Below are 25319 nucleotides of genomic sequence, written 5' to 3' on the forward strand. Positions count from 1 at the left end.
GTTCCCGGGCAGTCGGTCCATGACCGGTCTTTACTCGCCAAGACCTTTGGACTTCAGGTAGTCGATAACAGCTCCGACGGAAGTCAGCTTTTCAGCGTCTTCATCCGGGATTTCTGCTCCGAACTCTTCTTCGAAAGCCATAACCAGTTCGACGGTATCGAGCGAATCAGCGCCGAGGTCTTCGATAAATGAAGCTTCGGGATTAACCTGATCAGCGTTTACGCCGAGCTGTTCTACGATGATATCTTTTACTTTATCTTCAAGTGCCATTGCATTTCTCCTTATTTCGGCTCCTGTTGAGAGACTGTGTTTACCTTACATAACCATGCCGCCGCAAGTCGAAATCACCTGTCCGGTGACATAACCTGAGGCGTCCCCTGCCAGAAAAGCCACTACATTGGCCACATCTTCAGGGGTTCCAAACTTGTTCAGCGGGATATTTCCGAGCATTTTTTCCTGAACGTCTGCAGGAAGCGCATCCGTCATTGCGGTGCGGATAAAGCCCGGAGCCACTGCATTACAGCGCACATTGCGGCTGGCGAGTTCACGGGCAACCGTTTTGCTGAAAGCGATCACTCCGCCCTTGGACGCGGCGTAGTTGGCCTGGCCGGCGTTGCCGATCAGCCCGATAATGGAGGCGATATTGACGATGCTTCCGGTGCGTTTTTTCATCATTCCGCGCATGGCGGCTTTGGTGAACAGGAAGACCCCCTTGAGGTTCACATTGAGAACGGCATCCCAATCGTCTTCGCTCATACGCATCAGCAGGCCGTCTTTGGTGATTCCGGCGTTATTGACCAGCACGTCGATCTGTCTGAAATCTTTTTCGACCGCTTTGACGGTTTCGTTGACGGCTTCGCCGTTGCTCACATCCACGCTGTAGCATTCAACCCGGCGACCGAGTTCTTTTACTTTGCCGGCGGTCTCTTCGAGCCATTCTGCTTTCAGGTCGCACAGGGCAAGATCTGCCCCTTCTCCGGCAAGTTTCAGTGCAATGGCCTGGCCGATACCGCGCGCGGCTCCAGTTACCAAAGCGATTTTTCCGTCAAACTGTCCCATGGGGATTCTCCCTTTAATAGTTTTGTGTTAATCGGTTCGAGGCGAAAAGGCGACTTATACTAAAGATCCCCGCCTTCTTGTCAATATCGGGATTCCGGGAATCAGAGTCTCAAATTCCCCTCAAATTCCGGCCGGATTTCAGAACCGGAATCGCCCTCATAATCCATTCGATTTTTATATGTTTAAGTTGCGGAATCGTCCCGCTAAAATTACAATCTTCTTTTTTAATATCTGTCCATTTCGGGCAGTAATACAAGGACCTCAATGAAACGATTCTGGATCTGTATTCTGGTGTCTCTGACGGCTGTCTGTGCTATCGCAGAGAAAAAAGGCACCCCAGATAAAGATCCACTGGTTTTCAACCGTCCGGAGGTGGCAAACAACGCGCTGAAAACCCTTCTGCAACCGCAAATCAACAAGCAAATCGGCAGGAAGCCGATCATGACGTTTGAAGACGCCCTGGACGAAGCGATTGAAAAAAGCACTTCCCTGAAAACCGCCCGTCTGGAATTGAAAAGCATGATTGAAAACGTCAATCGCGCCCAATATCAGTACATTCCCGCGTTTTCCATCGAAGTCGATCCGGCCTATACAGAGCGCACCTACGAAACCACCTCTACCAGGGAGAAAAACGGACTGGAATGGAAAGGTAATGCCACTTTAAAACAGCACCTTCCCTCCAATATTGATATTACCGGCAGAGTTCAGAAAAGTTATAATGACAACGGATATGAGGTGGAAACCCTGAGTCTGGTCATTGAAAAAGAAATGCTCCGTCCGGATCCGATCAGCCGTACACAGAGCCTTGCGCGACTTCAGCTGGATCTTGAACACATCTCTGAAGAGCAAACCCGTCGCAATTTTATCTATGAGTTCAAATCCGCCTACTACGCCTATCTGAGGGAATGGCTGGTCTACCTGAATACCCGTCTCAAATTTCAGGACAACCGCCGCCTGAACGATGAAAGTCAGCGAAAATACGATGCGGGGATTATTGCCCAGTATCAGCTGCTCGACTACGACCGCGACTTCACCGAGTCCGAACTGGCTCTGGCCTCCGATGAACGCAGCTGGAAAACCGCCCGCAACCGCCTTCTCACCCTGCTGCATCGCCCTCTGAATGATTCGATTCAGTTTCGACCGTTGGAAGATGCGCCCACCGGCATGGAATGGGATGCGGCGGCCATGCTTGATGTCGCCATGCACAGCTCGCTGGATGTGGCACGCTTCAACACAGCGCTTTTAAGCAGCGAAATCAACGCCGACTACTACCGGCGCCATCTGCGCCCGTCTGTTTCCGTATTCGCAAGCGGAAGCCGGGAAAACTCTGATCTGGCGAGCACGACAGACCGGGAAGAAACCATGTGGTCAACCGGCCTGAAAGTGATCATGCCGCTGTTCCAGTCCCGCTTTATCGACCGCTCCCAGGTCCGCACCCAGCAGAACAACATCGACATCAACACCCTCGAACTGGAAGAACGCTTCCGCTATTACCAGCGACAGGTGGCGGATGACCTGCTGCAGCTGCGCGACCTTCACCAGCGCTACGAACTCTCTAAAAAGCAGTTCCGCATCGCTTTCGCCGATTATGAGCTCGGAAAGCTGCGGTTTGAAAACGGAACCATCGGCTCATGGGATATGATCCGCAACAAAAATAATTTCTTCCGCGCCAACGAAACCTGTATCCAGCTGCAATACCAGCTGCTGCTTCAAATCGCCAAACTGGAGCGTGACTATCCAACCAAACCAGCCGAACCGGGAGATTCAGAAAATGAGTGATTCTCTGGTTCAGGTGATTGATCTCGAAAAAGCCTATTATCTGGGCGACGAGGAAATTCTGGTGCTCAAAAAGGTGAACCTGGATGTCATGCGCGGCGATTTCATGTCGATCATGGGCACATCGGGATCGGGCAAATCGACACTCATGAATATTATCGGATTTCTCGACCGCCCGACCCGCGGAACCTACCTGCTGAAAGGGCGGGACGTCACCGACCTGACGGACGACGAGGAGGCTCACATCCGTAACCGCGAAATCGGCTTTGTCTATCAGAACTTCAATCTGCTGCCGCGCTGCAGTGCCTATGAAAATGTGGCTCTGCCCCTCTTTTACCGCGAAAAATCATCGGATGAGCATGATCAGGTGATGCACGCACTCGAGATTGTCGGACTGGCCGACCGCGCCCGCCACAAGCCGAACGAAATGTCCGGAGGGCAGCGCCAGCGGGTGGCGATCGCCCGTGCACTGGTCACCAGACCGGCGATCCTCCTGGCGGACGAACCGACCGGCGCACTCGACACACGCACCAGCGCCGAAATCATGGAGCTGTTCGCCCGGCTGCATCAGGACGGCTGCACGATCATTGTTGTCACTCACGAGCCCGAAGTCGCAGAAAAAACCAGACGCATCATCCATATCCGTGACGGGAAAATTGAAACCGGATCCTACCAATGAAAAAAACCACCTCGAAAAAACTTTTGATTGCGCAGGGCGTCGCGGTGCTGGGAATCATCGCGACTCTGCGCTACGCCGACCGGTCGCGAACCGTCTACACCCTCACCACGGTGCAAGCTCTTCCGCGCGATATCACCGTAACCGTGAACGCCAGCGGGGATCTTGAATCGGAAGGCGCCGTCAATATTTCTGCACCGGACATCAAATACACGAAAAAAATCACCTTCCTCCTGCCGGAAGGCACCATTGTGAAAGAAGGCGATATCGTTGCCGTCTTCGACACAATCCAGCTTGAAGAACGGCTCGAAAGCCTGCTGCGCGCCGGACTTTACGCCCGGCTTCAGGACACAGAAATTGCGCGCACCATTGCCGTCGACGACTGCAAAGCCAACCTGGCCAGCAAACAGGAAAACGAGAATATCGCCCGGCTGACCTACGAAACCATGGCCTACGCCCCTAAACTCGAGCAGCAGAAATCGGAAATCCAGCTCAATCAGGCCGTTGCCAACGTCAAACTGGCCGAAAACCGCCTGAAGCAGGAAGAGCAGAAATGGGAGCTCAAACTGCGGCAGGTTCATGAGCTGATTGAACACAACGAAAAAGAAGTCGAAGAAACTCGAGCCTCCATTGACGCACTGACCATCCGCGCACCCTGCGAAGGATTGGTTGTCTATCCTAAAACCCGCGTTATGGGCACGGAACGAAAAGTGCAGCTTGGCGATACGCTCTATAAAGACCAGCGTTTTATGATTCTTCCGAACCTGTTCAAAATGACCGCGCAGGTTGAAGTGGCTGAAGAAGATATTCGGCGCATTCGTATCGGTCAATTCGCTCAAATCTATCTGGAAGCATTTAAAGATGCCGTATTCACCGGAGAAATCTACCGCATTGACCGACTGGCCCATGTGAAGGAAAACAATCCGTTCATTAAAGTGTTCACCGTGGGTATCCGCATCAATGAGCAAGATCTCGATCGGCTGCGCCCCGGCATGAACGCCCGTGTCATTATCGATGCCGACACATACATGCAGGCAACCGCCCTGCCGCTCAACACAATCTACACCGATGCAGACGGCGACTGGATTTTTGTTCAGGGCGAAGAAGGTCCTCAGAAAATCCGGATTGATCTGGCGGATGCAAGTGAAGAATGGGCTGTACTTTCCGAAGACGTAGCAGAGCCGGTTATTCTGCTGAACCGGTCCTTTAAGGATTGGCTGAATGACTCTCAGCACGATACCGCCGTTGTACGCTGGGAGGCCGCTCCGTGAGGCTGCGTTTCATCAAATATCTGGGCGTCTCCCGCAAAACACTGCTGGAGCATAAAATGCGCTCGTTCCTCACCATCCTCGGAATCATTTTCGGGGTGGCCGCCGTAATTGCCATGACAGCTATTGGCGAAGGCGCAAAGGAAGAAGCGCTCAAAAGCATCCAGCAGATGGGCATTCAGAATGTTTTTGTCAACGATATCGCCCACATCCGAACCAGCGCCCACTCCAAAGGCCGCTATGTCACCGACGGCATCCTCCCCTCCGATATTGCTTTTGCAAAAAAACTGCTGCCTGGCGTCGACCAGACCGCATCCGTAAAGCAAAAGGAATTTTTCATTCAGACAGGAACCTTCCAGTCGACGATGCCGATCAAAGGAGTTTCGCTGTCCTATCTGGATGTGATGGAGCTGTCTGCCTCAGACGGACGTCTCTTTGTCCGCACGGATTACGACCTGAACAAAAAAGTGTGCCTGCTCGGACCGGAAGCGGCGGCGCGGCTGTTCAGCCGGTCGCGGGCCGTCGGCAGCCAGGTTCGCTTCAATGGGGAATCATTCGCTGTCGTCGGCGTTCTTGCGGATCGTCCCGGGGTTGCATCTGATATTCTGGTGCCCGGACACGCTCCTTTTCTTTACGAAAAAACCATTTCGTTCGAATCGCCTATCACCACGGCCATCTTCCATTTTCGCGACACCGGGGCCATTCAGGTTTCGTCCCAGCTGCTTGGCGACCTGTTTAAACGTCGCCACTCTGAGCTCGACGACTTTGAGTTGGTTGTGCCCGAAGCGCTGCTCCGCCAGCAGGAACGCACTCAGAATATTTTCAACAGCATCATGCTGCTGATCACCGCCATCTCCCTGCTGGTCGGCGGAATCGGAATCATGAATATCATGCTGGCGTCCGTTATGGAACGCACCAAGGAAATCGGTATTCGGCGCGGAATGGGCGCCACCCAGTCCGACATTCAGCATCAGTTCCTCGCGGAGGCCGTCGTACTGACATCTGCCGGCGGCGTCATCGGCATTCTGGTCGGAGTCATCCTCACCAAAATCATCGCCGCCTCCACCGGCTGGCAAACCCATATCCCGATCTCCGCCATCGTCATCGCTTTCTCTTTTTCCGTCCTGATCGGCGTCCTCTTCGGCTACTACCCGGCCCGGAACGCCAGCGAACTCAACCCCATTGATGCCCTGCGCTATGAATAAGAAAAAAGCCATCTGGACGATCATCGGTCTGCTGGTCATCGGCGGCATCTTCGTCGCGCTGCGCACCCGCGAAACTGTCCGCAGCGAAGTGCTGCTGCCGATTGAACGTGCCCCGTTTATTGAAACCGTCGAAACCCGGGGAGAAGTGGACGCACTTTTCTATGAAGAGCTTCGCGCACCGGGCGGCCGCTACAGCAAACAGCTGATCTACCTCTGTCCGGAAGGATCTGAAGTCAGCCCCGGCGATCTCGTCGCTGAATTTGATACCGCTGAACTGCTGCAGAATATTGATGAGCTGCGCGAAAAAGAAGCGGAAGAAAAACAGGCCCGACTCGATACAGAGCTCACCGCAGACACGGCTATTTTCTCCCAGCAGGTTATTCTCGAACGTTCCAATGAAGAGCTGAACATTGCTGAAGTCCGGAAAATCAGCATGCAGTACGAAGCGGACAAGCGGCGGTCAATCGCAGTCTCTGAGTTCAACAACGTCCGGCGCTCCGTGCAGGCTGCCGAAAAAAAGCTCAAACAGCTGCAGTTTGATAAGAAGGAAAAGCTTCGGCGGGTCGACCAGCGCATTGAACGTATCCAGCGCCAGATTTCCAACGTTGAAAAACAGCTGGAACAATACCGTTTCACGGCGGAGCGCGAATCGCTCGTTGTCTATCCGGTCACCTACATTTCCGGACTTTGGAAAAAAGCGGAAGAAGGTGATACGCTGTCGCAAAACCGCGAATTCGCACGCCTGCCGGAGTTTTCATCCAAAATCATTCGCGTCTACCTCGAAGAACAGTGGGTCAATAAAATCAAAGAGCAAGGCGCGGTAACCTTCACGCCGATCTCCTACCCGGAAACGCTGTATCACGGAAACATTCTCTCCATTTCCACACTCGCCACCGAAGGCCACTATCGGCAGTATAAAAAATTCTTTGAAGTCATCGTGGAAATCGACAGCAGCGATGCCGAAGCCTTCGCCCGCCTCAAGCCCGGCATGGTCTGCAACCTGCAGTTTCTAATCCGCAACTGGGGAGAAGCCGTTGCCATTCCAAAAGATTATATTCGAATCTCTCAGGACGGCGTCCCTCTGGCAACCATTCGCGAAGACGACGGAGGCGATCGCCTGCTTCCGCTTGACGGCACGGCAGAAACCGCCGACTACTATTTGCTCACCAACCGGTCACCGGAACACCTTACACTGGTCTACAAGGAGCTTTAACCCATGCGCTGTCTTCCTGCCATCCTGATCCTTGCCCTGACCGGCTCCGTGCAGGCAATCACCCGCTATGCGGCACCGGACGGAACCGGACAACCTCCATACACCACTCCGGAAACCGCGGCATCGGTTCTGCAGGATGTCGCCGACATCTGCGAACCGGGAGATGAAATCCTCGCCGCGCCCGGCATCTACACCAACGGCAGTAAATGCGTCAGCGGCACACTCACCAACCGCGTTGCCCTGCCCGACGGCGTCACCCTCCGCAGCATCAATGGACCGGAAACCACCATGATCGAAGGAATCCGGCCCGCTTCCAGCAACGCTGTTCGCTGTGTTTATCTCGGCCGAAAAGCACGACTGATCGGCTTCACTCTGCGCAACGGCGGAACGCGCGGGTACCTGCAGGACGGCTATTCCGGCCAATCCGGCGGCGGCGCATTCTGCGAAGAAGGCGCTGAATTGGAAAACTGCATTCTGATCGATAACGATGCCCACAACTACGGCGGTGGACTCTATGGCGGCATTGCCCGCAACTGCATCATTGCCAACAACGATGCCCTGCGCGGCGGCGGCGCGGCACTGGTCGAACTGCATAACTGCCTCATCATCGGCAATCGGGTCAGCCACCTGGGTGCCGGAGCCTACCGCAGCAAACTTTTCAACTGCACCGTCCGGCTGAACACATCCAATTACAGTGGCGGCGGTGTGTATGAAACAGATGCCACCGATTCCATCGTTCTCGAAAACTCGGTGAAATGGATCAATACCAACCACTGCTGGGGTGTATTTACGCGAACCTGCACAATTCCTTTGCCCGATCGCGGAGAAAACAATCTGACCGACCTTACCGAAGCAACCGGACTAGGCGTCGACCTCAGTCTGCTGCCCTCCATCCCGGACAACGTTAAAACCAACTCCCCGGCCAAAAGCCGCAATAAGATGGATCGAAAAAAAGCCGCCCTCGGACTGGACGATTCCAAACCCACAGGGAAATCAAAAAAGACCGGTCACAGGCAATCCCCTCTTTCAGCCGAATAAGCGGAGATCGCGCGATAGCGTATTAAATCTTTCGCACATTTGAATTGGGGTTCTCCCGGCTGGTAAAACCAGCCGTGTGTCAGCAAACACAAGGAGAACCAAATGGATAGAGACCAAAAGACGACGGAAGATACCACGAAAAAGATCATCGAAATTGACGACTCGGCTGTGCGGGGACATCTGCAGGAGCTGGTGAGAGGCTCCGTTGAGGAGACGCTCAACGGCCTGCTGGATGCCGAAGCGGATACCCTGTGCGGAGCAAAACGCTATGAGCGAAGCCCGGATCGGGTGGATTCTCGTGCGGGCCATTACGAGCGTGGACTGGAGACACAAGCCGGCAGTGTGAAGCTCAAAGTACCCAAGCTTCGCAGCATTCCCTTTGAGACACAGATCATTGAACGCTATCGTCGTCGTGAAAGCTCCGTCGAAGAAGCGTTGATGGAGATGTATCTGGCCGGGGTGTCGGTTCGCCGTGTTGAAGATATTACGCAGGCACTGTGGGGCACGCGAGTCAGCCCGGGAACGGTCAGTAACCTGAACCAAAAAGTTTATGAACGCATCGAGAAGTGGCGGACACGCCCGATTGATGGCGAGTATCCGTACGTCTATCTCGACGGGATCTGCCTGAAGCGCAGCTGGGGCGGCGAAGTGAAGAACGTATCGGTTCTGGTCGCTATTGGAGTCAATGCGGAAGGCTATCGAGAGATTCTTGGTGCCGCCGAAGGCGAGAAGGAAGACAAGGCCGGATGGCAAGCATTCTTGCGCGATCTGAAGGAGCGGGGGCTCAAAGGGGTTCGCTTGATCGTCAGCGATAAATGCCTTGGGTTGGTGGAATCGGTCGCCGAGGTTTATCCATCCGCCGACTGGCAACGTTGCGTGGTTCACTGGTACCGCAACATCTTCCAGAATGTACCGCGCCAGAAAGTCAAAGCAGTCGCTGCCATGCTCAAAGCAATTCATGCCCAGGAAGACCGCGAAGCGGCCTTGGAAAAGGCTCAGGCAGTCGTAGAAAAGCTAAAAGGCATGAAGCTGAACAAAGCGGCCGATCACGTGCAACGAACCGTAGACGAAACACTGAGCTATATGAGCTATCCCGAGGAGCATTGGCGGCGCATCCGCACCAACAATCCGTTGGAGCGGATTATGCGCGAGATCCGGCGACGTACCCGCGTAGTCGGCAGCTTTCCTGACGGACAGTCCGCGCTGATGCTGGTCGCAGCTCGTCTACGCCACATCGCAGGCACCAAATGGGGGACGCGCCGCTACCTGAACATGACCCGACTCTACGAACTGGAACAACTCAAGAAGAATGCCGCATAGGCGGCCTCGGGCTTCGACCCAACTCCGACGAGTTATATGACCCATTCTCGTTGGCCCGAAGCCCAGAGGCCGCCCCGAACAACAGAATTTATGGAGAACTCCAAAACGAAAGTGCGAAAGATTCTGGACACTACCGATCGCGCCTGGCGTTCCCGAGTATATCAATCCGTTTTCCGTCAATCCACTGCTGAGGGTGAGGCAAAAAAAGAGGCCCGTTGGTTCCATGTGGAACCGACGGGCCTGAAAAAGGCGAAGGCCCTGCTCGTCGAAACGAACAGGGCCTTCATAGATCCGGCAGCGTGCTACTCTCCCGAGGTCAACTCCTCAGTACCATTGCCGCTGAGAGGTTTAACTTCCGTGTTCGGAATGGGAACGGGTGGGTCACTCTCGCCATAACCACCGGAAAAGTGGTATCGATCGCTTTGCGATCGGGTTATTGGTTATTTGTTTTTAGTTATCAGTCAGTAACAGAGTATTTACTGACAACCATTAACAGATAACTGTTAACCATGATTAAAAATCAATTGCATAGATTAGGGGACTGCACAGCATGCGTGCTGTTAGAAAAGTAAAGATTAAGCCGCACGGCTAATTAGTACTGGTCAGCTTCACGTGTCGCCACGCTTCCACACCCAGCCTATCAACGTCCTAGTCTAGAACGAGCCTTTAGATTCCTGACGGAATAGGGAAGTCTTATCTTGGAGGGGGCTTGGCGCTTAGATGCTTTCAGCGCTTATCCTTTCCGTACATAGCTACCCAGCGATGCTCCTGGCGGAACAACTGGAACACCAGAGGTACGTTAATCCTGGTCCTCTCGTACTAAAGATTAATCTCCTCAAACTTCCTGCGCCCACGGTGGATAAGGACCAAACTGTCTCACGACGTTCTGAACCCAGCTCGCGTACCGCTTTAATGGGCGAACAGCCCAACCCTTGGGACCTTCTCCAGCCCCAGGATGCGATGAGCCGACATCGAGGTGCCAAACGATTGCGTCGATATGGACTCTTGGCAATCATCAGCCTGTTATCCCCGGAGTACCTTTTATCCGATGAGCAACGGCGCTACCACTAGCTACCGCTGGATCACTTAGACCTGCTTTCGCACCTGCTCGACTTGTAGGTCTCGCAGTCAAGCACACTTATACCTATACGCTCTACGCACGATTGCTGACCGTGCTGAGTGTACCTTTGCGCTCCTCCGTTACTTTTTGGGAGGAAACCGCCCCAGTCAAACTGACCCTCTGACACTGTTCCCCGCCCTGATTCAAGGGTCGAGGTTAGAATTCAAACCAGCCAAGACTGGTATTTCACCAATGGCTCCACGATGCCTTACGACGTCGCTTCAAAGCCTCCCAGCTATCCTACACATGAGTGGTCTAAACCCAATATCAGATTACAGTAAAGGTTCACGGGGTCTTTCCGTCCTACCGCGGGTATCCGGCATTTTCACCGGAACTACAACTTCACCGAGATTATCGTTGAGACAGTGTGGCCATCGTTACACGATTCGTGCAGGTCGGAACTTACCCGACAAGGAATTTCGCTACCTTAGGACCGTTATAGTTACGGCCGACATTCACCAGGGCTTCGGGTCGGAGCTTGCACCCCTTGCCTTAACCTTTTGGCATTGGTCACGTGTCACACCATATACATCCTCTTGCGAGTTCGCATAGTGCTATGTTTTTGATAAACAGTCGCAGCCACCCTTTCATTGCACCTCAAACGGGCTTACTTAGTAAATAATTCACCCACTCGAGGGCCCCTTCTTCCGAAGTTACGGGGCTAATTTGCCGAGTTCCTTAACGATATTTCTCTCGCGCGCCTCGGAATATTCTTCCATCCCACCTGTGTCGGTTTTGGTACGGTCGCTTTACAATCAACGTTTAGAAGCTTTTCTTGGCAGCATGGCATCAACGAATCCACGTCACAATTAAGTTCAGTGTCCCATCGTGTCTCAGGCAAACATGTGCGGATTTTCCTACACAATACCCTACGCACTTAGACTGTCATCCAATAGACAGCTCGTTTAGCCTCCTGCGTCCCTCCTTCACTCATGTACAGCGGTACGGGAATATTGAACCCGTTTCCCATCGTCTACGCTTTTCAGCCTCGACTTAGGGGCCGACTAACCCTGGGCGGACGAACCTTCCCCAGGAACCCTTAGGATTTCGGCGGAGGGGACTCTCACCCCTCTTGTCGTTACTCATGTCCGCATAATCACTTCTATACGCTCCACGCTGGTTTACACCCACGCTTCAGTGCCTATAGAACGCTCCTCTACTGCTCACACTAAGTGTGAACCCGCGGCTTCGGCAGACTGTTTTAGTCCCGATCATTTTCGGCGCAAGATCACTCGACTAGTCAGCTATTACGCTTTGTTTAAATGGTGGCTGCTTCTAAGCCAACATCCTAGCTGTCTATGCAATCTTACCTCCTTCATCACTTAACAGTCATTTAGGGGCCTTAGCCGGCGGTCTGGGCTGTTTCCCTCTCGACTACGGAGCTTATCCCCCGCAGTCTGACTCCCGATGTGTCTGAAACGGCATTCGGAGTTTGATAGGCGTTGGTACCCAGGTGTGGGCCCTATTCCAATCAGTGCTCTACCTCCGTTACGAGCATTCATCGAGGCTATCCCTCAAGGTATTTCGAGGAGAACCAGCTATCACCGAGTTTGGTAAGCCTTTCACTCCAACCCACAGCTCATCCAAGCATTTTTCAACATACAATGGTTTGGGCCTCCCCCTGATTTTACTCAGGATTCACCCGGGCCATGGGTAGCTCACCCGGTTTCGGGTTTACCGCATGCGACTGGACGCGCTATTAACACTCGCTTTCGCTTCGGCTCCGGCACGTAATGCCTTAACCTTGCCACATACGGTAACTCGCGGACTCATTATGCAAAAGGCATGCAGCCACCCCCGAAGGGGCTACTACAGTTTGTAAGCGCACGGTTTCAGGTTCTATTTCACTCCCCTAACAGGGGTTCTTTTCACCTTTCCCTCACGGTACTGGTTCACTATCGGTCATTGATGAGTATTTAGCCTTAGGAGGTGGGCCTCCTGTATTCAGTCAGAGTTTCACGTGTTCCGACCTACTCGGGATACCACTAGGTTTCTTCAGGATTTCGCATACGGGGCTGTCACCCTCTATCGCCGAACTTTCCAGAACGTTCCGCTATCCATCCAAATACCACGTCGTGGTCCACACCCCACCCTGTAAACAAGGTGGTTTGGGCTGTTCCGCGTTCGCTCGCCACTACTTACGGAATCACTGTTGTTTTCTTTTCCTCCGGTTACTGAGATGTTTCACTTCACCGGGTATCGCTCTGAAGCCCTATTTAATTCAGACTCCAGTGACTGGACATGACTCCAGCCGGGTTTTCCCATTCAGAAATCTCCGGGTCAAAGGTTGTTTGCACCTCTCCGAAGCTTATCGCAGCTTACCACGTCTTTCATCGCCTATCAATGCCAAGGCATCCACCGTGCGCCCTTAGTAGCTTAATCAAAAGTCCACTAATGTAACGACACGCATGCTATATCTTCAGTTTTCAGATCACAGTTCTCACTGTGAACCTCAACTATCTCTATATAGTTGCAGTTACCCTAATCTATGCAATTTTCAAAGAACACTTCCCCGAAGGGAAAAAATGTTGCGGCTGCTGTTCTGTGCGTCTGCCACCTTTACGAATAATAGAATGGTGGGCGTGACAGGAATCGAACCTGTGACCTCATCCTTATCAGGGATGCGCTCTAACCGACTGAGCTACACGCCCCCCGGAAATTGGTGGAGGTAGACGGGTTCGAACCGACGACATCCAGCTTGCAAAGCTGGCGCTCTACCAACTGAGCTATACCCCCGGTACGGTCCGACCGGCTCACTTCAACAGCCTTTTGAATGACTCTTTACGATATCCATTTCGATCCAGAAACGGTGCGATTTGCTCTCATTACGTGGTGCTCCGGGTCGCTCCGGAGCGGCGACTCAAAGATTACTTTGAGCCGTTACCCTATCGATTGTCCGCCTGCGAATAAATGCAGACCGATTAGCAATCGATTCTCCTTAGAAAGGAGGTGATCCAGCCGCTGGTTCCCCAACGGCTACCTTGTTACGACTTCATCCCAGTCATCGGCCACACCTTCGGCGCCTTCCTCCAAGTAATTGGTTAGATCAGCGACTTCGGGTACAGCAGACTTCCATGATGTGACGGGCGGTGTGTACAAGGCCCGGGAACGTATTCAAGGCGTCGTAGCTGATACGCCTTTACTAGCGATTCCAACTTCATGGAGTCGAATTTCAGACTCCAATCCGAACTGGGGATGGTTTTGAGGATTTGCTCCACCTCGCGGTCTTGCTTCCTTCTGTACCACCCATTGTAGCACGTGTGCAGCCCAGGACATAAGGACCATACTGACTTGACGTCATCCCCACCTTCCTCCTGCTTTCACAGGCAGTCTGTTTAGAGTTCCCACCATTACGTGCTGGCAAATAAACATAGGGGTTGCGCTCGTTGCGGGACTTAACCCAACACCTCACGGCACGAGCTGACGACAGCCATGCAGCACCTGTGATACACCCTCGAAGGCTACCTCCCTTTCGGGTGGTATGCAGTATCATGTCAAGCCCTGGTAAGGTTCTTCGCGTTGCATCGAATTAAGCCACATGCTCCACCGCTTGTGCGGGCCCCCGTCAATTCCTTTGAGTTTTAACCTTGCGGCCGTACTTCCCAGGCGGTGCACTTAACACGTTAGCTCCGACACTGAAGGGGGTAAACCTCCAACATCAAGTGCACACCGTTTACGGCTGGGACTACGAGGGTATCTAATCCTCTTCGCTCCCCCAGCTTTCGTCCATGAGCGTCAGTATCAGTCCAGAGTAGCGCCTTCGCCACCGGTGTTCTTCATGATATCTACGCATTTCACCGCTACACCATGAATTCCCTACTCCCCTCCTGTACTCTAGTCCTGTAGTTTCGAATGCAATTCCACGGTTGAGCCGTGAGCTTTCACATCCGACACACAGGACCGCCTGCGGACCCTTTACGCCCAGTAAATCCGAACAACACTTGCCACCTCTGTATTACCGCGGCTGCTGGCACAGAGTTAGCCGTGACTTTCTTCTGAGGTACTATCAAACAAACGAGCTATTAACTCATTCGCACTTACTCCCTCAGGACAGGAGTTTACAACCCGAAGGCCGTCGTCCTCCACGCGGCGTCGCATGTTCACACTTTCGTGCATTGACAATGATTCTCGACTGCAGCCTCCCGTAGGAGTCTGGGCAGTGTCTCAGTCCCAGTGTGGCCGGTCACCCTCTCAGGTCGGCTACCCGTAAGCCTTGGTAAGCCATTACCTTACCAACAAGCTGATAGGATATGGGCCTATCTTAGAGTGGCAGGTCCGAAGATCCCCACCTTTACATAAGGTGCCATGCAGCACCCGAGCACATTCGGTATTACCCACCCTTTCGGATGGCTATCCCGAGCTCTAAGGCAAATTACCCATATATTACTCACCCGTTCGCCGCTCTCATCACCAACTTCTCTTCCGAAGAATTGAAAAAGGTGAATCCCGCTCGACTTGCATGCCTAATCCACGCCGCCAGTGTTCGTTCTGAGCCAGGATCAAACTCTCCATAAATATATACGGAAACATTTTTTGAAACATAACTTAAACAAATCGCACCATTTCTAAATCGAAATGGTCATCGTGAGTCATTCAGTTTTCAAAGAGCAAAAAAAACACCAACGAATTTTTCCCGCGCATCGCACGGAGCTTTCCCGTTGGAGCGGCGAGTAACCTACGCAAACTGCATCAGTCGGTCAACCGCTTTTTTGTTTTTTTATCAGATCAATTCCTGTTCGCTTTCCTGCCCGCTCATCGCGGCCTGTTTGGTTTCGAACAAGGCGGGTCATCATACGCACATCAGTTCGTCATGCAACCCGTTTTTTGATCTTTTTCAAAGAGCATTTCCTGTCCGCTTCAACCCGGTTTTGCAACCTGTTTTGTTGCGAACAAGGCGGCGTATAGTACGCACAAAAACAAATCGAACAACCCCTTTCTGTAAAAATCTGATCCTCATGACCAGAAAACACCAAAAACCCCAGTAAAAAGGAGAAAACAGCCTTCATATAAATTTGAAACAGAATAAAAAAATCGCAGTTTCCGAACAGAAACCCGGAAAACTTACGCTGCAAAACGTTCATCGAAAACATCTTACAGAACAATCCACGAAGAAACACACAGCGATGAAAATACGTAATCCATTCATTACGAGCTTCTTACAGCCGCACGCTCCGCTGACAACCCGGTCAAAAACACATGGAGTACATGCGTACAAAAGATCAAAATCAGCAATGGCGCATCTGTTTTAACGGAAAAAACGGAAACGCAAATTGAGATGATCAATTAATCATTGAGGATTAAGTGGTAAAACAACCTGCTTCAGCCATCCGAGAAAATCCTGAACAACCAATTTTGAAGTCCATGAAAATCAGCCGGAACAAACCGGGCAGAGGATGCCCCCCCCCTCCGCATCAACAGGATTCTTCAAAGGAACAGAAGTGCTAACAGATCATACAGCCCTGCGTTTATCTGTCTAATTTTGGACACTCCGCCCGATTTTGATACGGGCTTAATAATGACTCATGTCCTCGATGCCGCAGAAGACACGTGACCTGCAGATCCGGCAAAATCATTCATCAACGGACAGCCAGCTGAAAAGCCGGCGAACCAACAGCACTCCCTTTGTTGCGGATTCGATCCGCCCAGAAGGGCTGTTATTACCGTCCGAGAACCTCATTCATTCGAACAAGCGCTTCATCAATGGAGCGGCAGACGTTTTCCGGACCGACTTCAGCCAGAAACCCGGTCTGCCGAAACACATCCATAGGCTGAGGCCGCACACCCGAAAAGACCAGCTGCATATTTTTCTTACTGCATTGTTTATGTAGATCAAGGAGCACATTGTGCCCTGTGGCATCAATGGCCGGAACATGCCGCATTCTCAGAATAATAACCCGGGTTGATTTTTCTTTTGACTGGATCAGCTGACGGTACCGGTCAGCCGCACCGAAGAAAAACGGTCCCTGAACTTCATAAACCACAACGCCGGCCGGGAGATTTTTAACTCGATCCAGCCAACCGCTTTCTTCGCCATCGGGATCGTCGTAGAGCCCGGCGGTAATTTCACGGACCCCTCCGACATCTGCCATACGGCGAATAAAGAGCAGCGCTGCCAGGACAATTCCGACTTCAACCGCGACTGTCAGATCAATCAAAACCGTCAGGAAGAACGTGGTCAGCAGCACCAGCACATCGCTTCGAGGAGACTTCAGCAGCCGCACAAAGCGCCCGGCCTCACTCATCCCAGCGCTGACCACGACGAGAATTCCTGCAAGGGCCGCCAGCGGGATCATTCGGGCCACCGGCGCAAAAAAGAGCAGGACCAGCGCAAGCGTCACGGCATGAATCATTCCGGCGACCGGGGTTTTCCCGCCACTTTTAATATTGGTCGCCGTACGTGCAATGGCACCGGTGGCCGGAATTCCGCCAAACAGTGCAGACCCGATGTTCGCCGCCCCCTGCGCCACCAGCTCCATATTAGAGCGGTGCCTCCCCCCGGTCATCCCGTCGGCGACGGTGGCCGAAAGGAGAGACTCAATTGCACAAAGGATTGCTATCGTAAACGCCGGCCCCATCAGAGCTTTGATTTCACCAAAAGACACACCCACCCACGACGGCGCCGGCAAGGTACGAGGAAGATCGCCGAACCGACTGCCGATGGTTTCAACATCCAACCCCAACCCGCTGGAAACCAGCGTCGCGGCGACCATGCCGATCAACAGCGCGGGCCAGCGAGGAAGCAACCGGCGGACTCCCACCACCAGCAGGATTGTTCCCACTCCGATTGCTGCAGCGGGCATCTGAACAGTGTCGAAATGCCGAATATAAGTCGCCCACTTCGCAATAAAATCAGCCGGAAGAGCATCCACCTGCAGCCCAAACAAGTCTTTAATCTGAGTGGAGAAAATCACAACGGCGATTCCAGATGTGAAGCCGGTAACGACCGGAAATGGAATAAAACGGATCAAACCACCCATGCGCCCAAGCCCCATGGCGACCAGCATCAGGCCCGCCATGGCGGTTGCCGTCGCCAGGCCGGCATAGCCGTGCTGAGCGACGATGCCGGAGACAATCACCACGAAAGCGCCGGTCGGCCCGCCAATCTGCACGCGGCTTCCTCCGAGAACGGATATCAAAAACCCGGCGACGACCGCCGTAAAGAGGCCCCGCTCCGGAGGCAGTCCTGCGGCGATGGCAAACGCCATCGCCAGAGGCACCGCAACAATTCCCACCGTGACGCCCGCAATCAGGTCACTGCGAAAAACTGTACGGTTGTATTCGTTGAGAATGGAAAACAGCTTGGGCTTGAGCATAAGTCATCTTCTTTCGTTAAATAACCCGTTCAACAGTTCCATCCCGATGAACAAAGAGCCCCTCCACTTCGGTATCGGGAAAACGATCTCTTAAATGAGCCACCGCCACGCCGATTTTACGGCGCACTTCCTCATCGGTCAGAATATCCGGGCGCAGACCGGCTGCGAGAGCCAACCGCCTCGAAGCAGACGTTTGAAGAAACGTTTCGATATGCCCGGACAGAGACTCCAGATCTGCCTGATCAACCTTATGAAAGAACAGATGCAGCGGATTCTCCGCGGTCATCAGGTCTATTCGCTCGGTCTCCCAGAGTTCTTTTAAGAATTCTTGTGCAAGATACTGGATCTTCGGATTATAACGGCACAACAGGACTCCGCCTGAGTGCATATTTTTCTTATTCATTTCATCACTCTTTGATTTATACGGATTACAGGAAAAATCTGACATACAGATAGCAGTGGGCAACCAGCAGGGAGGCAATCATGAACGGGAACCCATATTTAGTGAACGACCAGAATGTGATCGGACAGTTATTGCGGTTCGCCATCTGAGAAATCACGACATTGGCGGATGCGCCGACCAGCGTTCCGTTTCCACCCAGACAGGCCCCAAGTGCCAGCGCCCAGAAGAGCGGCTCGGAAATCTGGGCCTGAATCAGCAGCGGATCATCAATCCCCATCTGCTGAGCAAAAACCGGAATAATCCCTTTCACCAACGGAATCATGGCCATCACCAGCGGAATGTTATCAACCAAAGCGGAAGCAATGGCACTGAACCAGAGAATCGTCAACACCGTCGCGGTCAGGTTGCCGCCGCAGAGATGCAGGATTCCGTCACCCATTTTTTCAAAGACATGATTATGCTCAAGAGCGGAGATCATCATGAAGAGCCCGGCAAAGAAAAGAATCGTATTCCACTCCACATGCATCAGGCAGTGGTGAATATCTTTTTTACAGACCAGCACCATCAGCATAGCTCCAGCAATGGCAATAATGCCGGGCTCGATGTTCAAAGCCCGGCTCGCAAAGAATCCGGCCAGAATCAGACCGAACACCACCAGCGCTTTTTTAAGGATCAGCGGCTGAAGAATGGCTTTCTCGGGGCGTGACTGGGAAATTCGCTTGCGGGTCTGTTCGGTGGTCTGAATCTGTTTGCGGAACATCAGAGCCATAACGCCCAGCAGAAGCACCATCATAACCAGCACCGGCGGACTGAGGTTGACCAGAAAGTCGTTGAACGACAGGTGTGTCTGCGAACCAATCAGGATGTTGGGAGGGTCACCCACCAGCGTGGCCGTACCGCCGATATTGGAAAACACGGCCTCCATAATCAGCACCGGAACCGCCGGCATTTCCAGCAGCTGGCAAAGCAGAATGGTAATCGGAGCCATCAGGATCACGGTGGTCACGTTGTCGAGAAAGGCAGACAAGACAGCCGTCAGCACCATAAAAAAAACAGTGATTAACAGGCCGTTTCCCCTGGCAAGGCGAGCCAGTCGAATTGCCAACCATTCGAACACTCCGGTGTCCGTCAGTGTGTTCACCACCATCATCATTCCGACCAAAAGAAAAATCACATTCAGATCAACGGCAGACAGCGCGTCTTCATAATGAACCAGATGAAGCCCGATCATCAGACCGGCACCGATCAGCGCGGCAATGGTTTTGTCAATCAGTTCAGTGGCAATGAAAAAATAGACCACCAGAAATATTATAATAGGAATCAACATCAGAAAACCTCACTGCTTAGTAGTTAATGACGTTATTGAGCACGGTTCCCTGATCAATGGCTCCAACCCAATGACCGTCCGCGTCTGTCACATACAGTTTATTAAAACGAAGAATTGCCAGATCGAACACGATCTCCATCAGCGTGTAGTCCAACGGAACCGTGCGAAACCTGTCTGACATCACATCCACAGAAGGAATGTTCCGTTCGTCCTCAAAATATTTTTCGAAGGGATCGAATTCCGCGATAAATGAGACACTCTTGAGCTTGGCAAAAAAATCCGGAAGGCCATAGCGGAACAGGCTCTCCGAAGTGATTTCCCCAACGATTCGTTTCTGGGAATCCAGCACAGGCACCGCACGCAGATGGTCACGGGCCATCATATAAGCACATTCAGAGATCAAGGTATCCTCTTTCACACTCCAGCGCGGCAGCCGCATAATATCGCGCGCGCAGACCGGACCGTCGATTCGCAGTTCGCTTCGACGGAACAGATTCCGAAGCATATCCGAATTCTCTGCATTAAAGACGCTCTCCCGCATCGCGACATCGGATAACTTTCGGGAAAGCTGCGCCATGATTTTCAACGAAATAGACGGATCAATGGTCGGAACGAGAATCAGGCAGACAATCCGCACCGGCTCGTCCTCAAACAGAACCGGTTCCGGCAAAACCCCCAAAGCAAAGAAAGCCCGGTTTAAATTCTCCAGTCGGGCGTGCGGAAAGGCTATTTCCTTGCCGACAGCGGTTGTCCGTTGATGTTCACGCTCAATCAGAGCGTTTAAAATATCTGCTTCGCTCAGTTCAGGGTTTGCATCCATGAACTCTCGAGTGCAGAAGGTTTTCAGCATTTCCTCAAACACTTCATCGCGTGTTCGAGATGTCAAACCGGTCTGCCAAGAAATCAGGTTGACGGTATAATCCAACACATTCATCTCATATCTCCATTTATAAAGCAGCAGCCTTATTCTGCAGGTAGTACGACAGAATATGCTTTGCTTCCAGCGTACCGATCAGTTTTTCGTCCTCATCAACCACAGCAATCTCTCGAATATTATTCTGCTCCATCATGTTCAGAACCGCGCCCAGCTTGGTGGTCAAAAAAACCGCCGGAGCGTCTTCGGCAAGCTCGCCGCCCTGTCGGGAATTCAGCATAAAAGCCTGCGCCGGAAGCATCTCTTCGGCGTCCTCTTCGTTCTTCGACAGGCGAAGAAGCTCCATAGCAATCTGTTTTGCCTGAATCACACCGCACAGATGTCCCTCCAGATCATTCAGGTAGACCTTATAGCGGTCTGATGTACACAGCATTTGAGCCAGTTTCTCCAACGATGTAGATGCATCGGCCGTAAGGCAGGATGTGTTAATCAGCCGGGCAATATCCCGCACCGTTGTTTTTTCCAGATTGGATTTCATTTTAGCCTTTCAAATTTATTCGGAAACAATGGACAGCCTCCCTGATCAAAGAGGCACAACAGAGCACAGGCGCAGTCTCAACAGCTCATGTGCATTCAGAGTCATTGAATCCGGTTTAAATGCGAAAAGGCATTATCCAGCCGGAAGGATTAACCAGCGGGCGCTGATCCTCCGAAAAATTTATAAAACAACAGAAATCAAAACATTGCCGCAGACAATATTCACTGCAGACAAACAGAACAAAAGATTCCCCGCCCTCTCCTGTAATGCATTTCTCTTCAAAGATTTCGACAATTTCTTCATCCACCGGCATAAACTGCCGCGGAGCCTTGCCCGTCTCCAAACAGCAAAGGCCCGAAAACAGCAAGCCCAGCGCAATCAGCAGACACCACAGAAATGAAAATATACCGGAAAACTTCATATTCAGGCCTGAAAACAGAGATAACAACTGCCCTAAAAAATCACAAATTGGGGCAATGTATGCGAAATTTTCAACCAGACGCAAGCAAATAGCTACAAAAAACAAGGAAGCGATCGCGCCTAATTCATGACAGGAAAACTAATCAATCAGCTTGAAACGGTTCGGAAGAAGAACTGTGAGACAGATCACTTCATAATCATCCAGGGCATCCGCAGTTGCCACATACACTGAAAATTCCTCGCGGCAGAACTCGCTAAGCACCTGCCGGCAGGCGCCACAGGGGTATGGCACCCCTTCCCCATCCGCAACCACAGCCATAGCCACAAAATCACGCCGTCCGGCGGCAATCGCAGAAAAGACCGCCGTACGCTCCGCGCAGTTGGTCAGCCCATAGGATGCGTTTTCAATGTTGCATCCAGTAAAAACAGTTCCGTCAGCACAAAGCAGTGCTGCCCCCACTTTGAAACCGGAATACGGCGCATAGGCTTGACGCGCGGCGGCGCGAGCCGTTTCCAGCAGTTCCGGAGGTTTCATTCGGCGGCTCCGAGCTCTTTGGCAATAGCGGTTTTGTAGATCGAGGAGAGTTCTTCCGGCGCACGAACGCAAATATTGAGATCGTGCAGCAGCCCGTTTTCGAGGCTGTAGACCCAGCCGTGCACCGCCAGCTCCTGTCCGCGCTTCCAGGCATCCTGAATGATGGTGCTGCCGCAGACGTTGGCGACCTGCTCAATCACATTCAGCTCACAGAGCTTGTTGCGGCGGTCTTCGAATTTCTCGATGCCGTCGAGAGCATCTTCGTGTTTTTTGTACACGTCGCGCACGTGACCGAGCCAGTTATCAACCAGCCCTTTCGGGCTGTCGTTCATGGCGCCTTCGACTCCGCCGCATCCATAGTGACCGCAAACAATGATGTGTTTGACCTTCAGAAAGTCGACGGCGTACTGGATCACAGACAGACAGTTCATATCCGTATGGACCACAACATTGGCTATGTTGCGGTGAACAAACACCTCCCCCGGCGGAAGATTGATGATCTGATTGGCCGGCACCCGGCTGTCGGAACAGCCGATCCATAGATATTCCGGATTCTGCTGATTCGAGAGTTCCTTGAAGAACTCCGGATCCTCCGCGCTGATTTTATCCGCCCACTCCCGATTGTTTTCAAACAAATGACCTAATATTCTCATTGGACCTCTTTCACAAAATGTTCAATTGCTGCACGCATCCTCGGCATCGCCTCTCCGGCCGTCCGGATAACATCTTCGCCGCTGAGCGTTTCGTGCCCCAGTCCCGCGGCCCAGTTACAAACGCAGGACAGGCCTGCCACCTGCAACCCCAGCGCATTGGCAAAAATCGCCTCCGGCACAGTGGACATACCGACCGCATCGGCTCCAAGCGCACGAAACGCCCTGATTTCTGCCGGCGTTTCAAAAGTCGGCCCGGATGTGGCCAGATATACCCCGGAGGACGCGCCCGCATCTTCGAGAACCGACCGGAGCGCGGGAGTATATACCGAGCTCTGATCCGGAAACCGATCCCCGAATGCAGGCTTGTGCGGACCGGCGAGCGGATTGCCGCCCAGCATGTTGATGTGGTCGCTCATCGCCATCAGCGATCCGGGCCCCAGATCCTCGCGAATGCCGCCGGATGCATTGGTGAGCAGAACCGTCTGCACACCGAACTGTTTGAGGATCCAGACCGGCAGAACCACCGGTGCCCAGCCTTCTCCCTCATACAGGTGACGCCGCCCCTGAAAAACAAACACCTCTTTGTCGTTGAATTCAGCATGGATCAGCTGACCTGCGTGACCCGGCGCTCCGGTTTTTCCAAGGTTTGGAATCTCTGAATAGGAAAGAGAGGCCTTCACCGCAAACCCTGAAACGGCGTCTCTCCAGCCGGAGCCGAGAATAATCCCGAATGCCGGTTTAGCATTCGGCCAGACGGCTTTCACCGCAGAAACCGCTTCATCCAATACCGTCTGATTGATCGCATGCATGGGCTTGATAGTAAATAGCCGCCGGCGTAGCATCAAGCTCATGAACGAAGCATTTATGCGGGAAGCCATCGCCCTCTCCACCGCAAATATGGAAACCGGCGAAGGCGGACCCTTCGGCGCCGTCGTTGTCAAAAACGGCGAAATTATCGGCCGCGGCTGGAACCGGGTCACCTCATCCAACGACCCGACCGCCCATGCCGAAGTGATCGCCATCCGCGACGCCTGCGCAAAATTCGGAACCTTCGACCTATCGGGCTGCGAAATCTATGCGAGCTGTGAACCCTGCCCCATGTGCCTGTCCGCCATTTACTGGGCGCGGCTGGATAAACTCTATTTTGCTGCCGGACGCGAAGACGCCGCCCGTGCCGGCTTCGACGACGAATGGATCTACCGCGAAGTTTCCAAACCCTGGAACAACCGCGAACTGCCCGCCGAACAAATGCTCGCCGACGAAGCCCGCAAGGCATTCGACATATGGAAAGACAAAAAAGACCGCACCGACTACTGAGGAGTCTCAATGAAAAAGCAATTCGCCGCTCTAAAAAATCGGCTGACCTCTATCAGCAGGGAGGAACCGCTCAACAAGCTGTCTCTGACCGCAATCATCATTCTGGATATTATCATCCTCCACATTCTGTTCATCGGGCTGGAAGACCATACCCGGCAATTAACCTCTGCCTCGGAATATATGCCGCACACCGCCCGGGAGATGGTTATTCAGCAGTCATGGACTCCGGCCAACCGGATTTCAAAACTGCAACCGCTTGTTCTGGCTGACCGCAACAACCTCCGTTACCGCTATGAAAGCCCGTTTGATGAACAGAAAATCAAAGTCATGCACCCGGACGCCCAGCGTTTTTACAGCCAGGCCAAGATCCTCTCAGAAGACAAAGCACTTCATTCGCTCTTCCTGAATCGCAAGAAAGCCGCTGAAGAACGCAGCAGAACCGAGAACGCCTTTGAAAAGGCAAAAAAATCCTACGACACGCAGCTGCTCGAAAACATCGCCAACGCCGCCCGAACCGGAGCGAATGCCGCCGCCACCACCGCGCAGCAGTATAATGAAAAAATCGGCCGTCTCACCGGCGAAATCGACGCACTGGAAAACGGAATCAACGCACACCCCGGCATTCAGACTCTTTGGAAGATTGTTTCCCCGAACGATGCGGAACGCGACCGGATTGTCAAAGATTACAAACGGTTTCAGTTCTGGTTCCCGCTCAAGGAACTGGCATGGCAGCTTGTCTTCCTGCTTCCTATCTTTGGAACCTTCTACTGGTGGAACAGCCGCAGCATCAAAAAGGATAATCCGATCCAGACGCTGATTTCATCTCACCTGCTCGTCATTGCCTCCCTGCCGATCATTCTGAAACTCATTGAACTGGTGATCGACCTCATCCCGGAACACTTTTTCAAAAACCTGTTTAAATTCCTCAAGTCGCTGCACCTGATGGCGCTTTGGCACTACTTCCTGATCTTCGCCATTATCATCATCGGACTTCTGATCGTCTGTTTTATCCAGCGCAAACTGTTCAACAAACAGAAGGTTTTACAGAAACGACTGGCCCGAGGCGCCTGCACCGCCTGCAGCAAACGACTGCCGCCCGGAGCTGTATACTGTCCGTTCTGCGGAACCGGTCAGCTGCGCACATGCACCGCCTGCGGCAAACAAACCCCGTCCGGAGGTGCCTGCTGCATCCACTGCGGTACAAATCAGACTGGACACTGATTTCAACCGCCAGGATTTTTTTAAATCCGATATTCCAAAAATC

Annotated in this window: 19 protein-coding genes, 2 tRNA genes and 3 rRNA genes; 9 read left to right on the plus strand and 15 right to left on the minus strand. The window is 52.7% G+C overall.

The features are described from left to right. Positions 1–30: 30 nt before the first annotated feature. Together acpP and fabG are read right to left on the minus strand one after the other, a co-directional pair. Positions 31–270: an acyl carrier protein gene (gene acpP, locus GT409_RS01205; RefSeq protein WP_160626160.1), complete on the minus strand. Its 240-nt coding sequence runs from the start codon at positions 268–270 to the stop codon at positions 31–33. A 45-nt stretch (positions 271–315) separates the two neighbouring features. Beyond that, positions 316–1059 carry a 3-oxoacyl-[acyl-carrier-protein] reductase gene (gene fabG, locus GT409_RS01210; protein WP_160626161.1) on the minus strand — a complete coding sequence of 248 codons (744 nt, stop codon included), beginning with the start codon at positions 1057–1059 and terminating at the stop codon, positions 316–318. A 264-nt stretch (positions 1060–1323) separates the two neighbouring features. Here fabG and GT409_RS01215 point away from each other — a divergent pair, with 264 nt between their 5' ends. The 7 genes from GT409_RS01215 (at position 1324) to GT409_RS01245 (ending at position 9555) form a co-directional block, all read left to right on the plus strand. Next, positions 1324–2838 carry a TolC family protein gene (locus GT409_RS01215; RefSeq protein ID WP_160626162.1) on the plus strand — a complete coding sequence of 505 codons (1515 nt, stop codon included), beginning with the start codon at positions 1324–1326 and terminating at the stop codon, positions 2836–2838. Next, positions 2831–3514, plus strand: a complete 684-nt coding sequence (locus tag GT409_RS01220; protein ID WP_269844963.1) for an ABC transporter ATP-binding protein — start codon at positions 2831–2833, stop codon at positions 3512–3514. The genes GT409_RS01215 and GT409_RS01220 overlap by 8 nt, the downstream gene beginning before the upstream one ends. After that, positions 3511–4782 carry an HlyD family secretion protein gene (locus tag GT409_RS01225; RefSeq protein WP_160626163.1) on the plus strand — a complete coding sequence of 424 codons (1272 nt, stop codon included), beginning with the start codon at positions 3511–3513 and terminating at the stop codon, positions 4780–4782. The genes GT409_RS01220 and GT409_RS01225 overlap by 4 nt, the downstream gene beginning before the upstream one ends. Beyond that, positions 4779–5984, plus strand: a complete 1206-nt coding sequence (locus GT409_RS01230; protein WP_160626164.1) for an ABC transporter permease — start codon at positions 4779–4781, stop codon at positions 5982–5984. Before GT409_RS01225 ends, GT409_RS01230 begins: the two co-directional genes overlap by 4 nt. Further along, complete coding sequence (locus GT409_RS01235) at positions 5977–7197, plus strand: HlyD family secretion protein (protein WP_160626165.1); 1221 nt, start codon at positions 5977–5979, stop codon at positions 7195–7197. Before GT409_RS01230 ends, GT409_RS01235 begins: the two co-directional genes overlap by 8 nt. A gap of 3 nt (positions 7198–7200) precedes the next feature. Further along, complete coding sequence (locus tag GT409_RS01240) at positions 7201–8235, plus strand: NosD domain-containing protein (protein WP_160626166.1); 1035 nt, start codon at positions 7201–7203, stop codon at positions 8233–8235. A gap of 102 nt (positions 8236–8337) precedes the next feature. Beyond that, the gene (locus GT409_RS01245; protein ID WP_160625940.1) at positions 8338–9555 is read left to right on the plus strand and encodes an IS256 family transposase; all 1218 of its coding nucleotides are present in this window, start codon (positions 8338–8340) and stop codon (positions 9553–9555) included. A 289-nt stretch (positions 9556–9844) separates the two neighbouring features. Here the strand turns inward: GT409_RS01245 and rrf are convergent. The 13 genes from rrf to GT409_RS01310 all read right to left on the minus strand — a co-directional run bounded on the left by rrf (position 9845) and on the right by GT409_RS01310 (position 23589). Then, positions 9845–9959, minus strand: a 5S ribosomal RNA gene (gene rrf / locus GT409_RS01250). A gap of 167 nt (positions 9960–10126) precedes the next feature. Beyond that, positions 10127–13057: ribosomal RNA gene (locus tag GT409_RS01255) — 23S ribosomal RNA — on the minus strand. Positions 13058–13249: 192 nt separating this feature from the next. Further along, positions 13250–13326: transfer RNA gene (locus tag GT409_RS01260), tRNA-Ile, on the minus strand. 9 nt (positions 13327–13335) lie between these two features. After that, positions 13336–13411, minus strand: a tRNA-Ala gene (locus GT409_RS01265). 206 nt (positions 13412–13617) lie between these two features. After that, a 16S ribosomal RNA gene (locus GT409_RS01270) occupies positions 13618–15190 on the minus strand. The 16S, 23S and 5S rRNA genes sit together here with 2 tRNA genes alongside, the layout of an rRNA operon. 1142 nt (positions 15191–16332) lie before the next feature. Next, on the minus strand, positions 16333–17988 hold the full coding sequence (locus GT409_RS01275; protein WP_160626167.1) for a SulP family inorganic anion transporter: 1656 nt from the start codon (positions 17986–17988) through the stop codon (positions 16333–16335). Positions 17989–18004: 16 nt separating this feature from the next. Continuing rightward, entirely contained in the window at positions 18005–18391 is a 387-nt protein-coding gene (locus tag GT409_RS01280; protein ID WP_160626168.1) for a hypothetical protein, read from the minus strand. A gap of 25 nt (positions 18392–18416) precedes the next feature. Continuing rightward, positions 18417–19718, minus strand: coding sequence for an ArsB/NhaD family transporter (locus tag GT409_RS01285; protein WP_160626169.1), 1302 nt, complete (start codon positions 19716–19718; stop codon positions 18417–18419). A 16-nt stretch (positions 19719–19734) separates the two neighbouring features. Beyond that, entirely contained in the window at positions 19735–20652 is a 918-nt protein-coding gene (locus tag GT409_RS01290; protein ID WP_160626170.1) for a PTS sugar transporter subunit IIA, read from the minus strand. 13 nt (positions 20653–20665) lie between these two features. Next, entirely contained in the window at positions 20666–21130 is a 465-nt protein-coding gene (locus GT409_RS01295) for a CBS domain-containing protein (RefSeq protein WP_160626171.1), read from the minus strand. 559 nt (positions 21131–21689) lie between these two features. Beyond that, positions 21690–22085, minus strand: coding sequence for a cytidine deaminase (locus GT409_RS01300; RefSeq protein WP_160626172.1), 396 nt, complete (start codon positions 22083–22085; stop codon positions 21690–21692). Then, positions 22082–22738, minus strand: a complete 657-nt coding sequence (gene can, locus GT409_RS01305; protein ID WP_160626173.1) for a carbonate dehydratase — start codon at positions 22736–22738, stop codon at positions 22082–22084. The genes GT409_RS01300 and can overlap by 4 nt, the downstream gene beginning before the upstream one ends. Further along, a complete protein-coding gene (locus GT409_RS01310) occupies positions 22735–23589 on the minus strand; it encodes a purine-nucleoside phosphorylase (protein WP_160626174.1) in 855 nt (284 codons plus the stop codon). Before GT409_RS01310 ends, can begins: the two co-directional genes overlap by 4 nt. Between GT409_RS01310 and GT409_RS01315 the strand changes: the two genes are divergently transcribed. Both GT409_RS01315 and GT409_RS01320 read left to right on the plus strand, forming a co-directional pair. Then, a complete protein-coding gene (locus GT409_RS01315; RefSeq protein ID WP_160626175.1) occupies positions 23588–24055 on the plus strand; it encodes a nucleoside deaminase in 468 nt (155 codons plus the stop codon). The two genes, GT409_RS01310 and GT409_RS01315, sit on opposite strands and share 2 nt — an antisense overlap. A gap of 9 nt (positions 24056–24064) precedes the next feature. Further along, positions 24065–25276: a zinc ribbon domain-containing protein gene (locus tag GT409_RS01320; RefSeq protein WP_160626176.1), complete on the plus strand. Its 1212-nt coding sequence runs from the start codon at positions 24065–24067 to the stop codon at positions 25274–25276. Positions 25277–25319: the final 43 nt, after the last annotated feature.

The sequence above is a fragment of the Tichowtungia aerotolerans genome (genome assembly GCF_009905215.1).
In the GTDB taxonomy this organism is placed as follows: domain Bacteria; phylum Verrucomicrobiota; class Kiritimatiellia; order Kiritimatiellales; family Tichowtungiaceae; genus Tichowtungia; species Tichowtungia aerotolerans.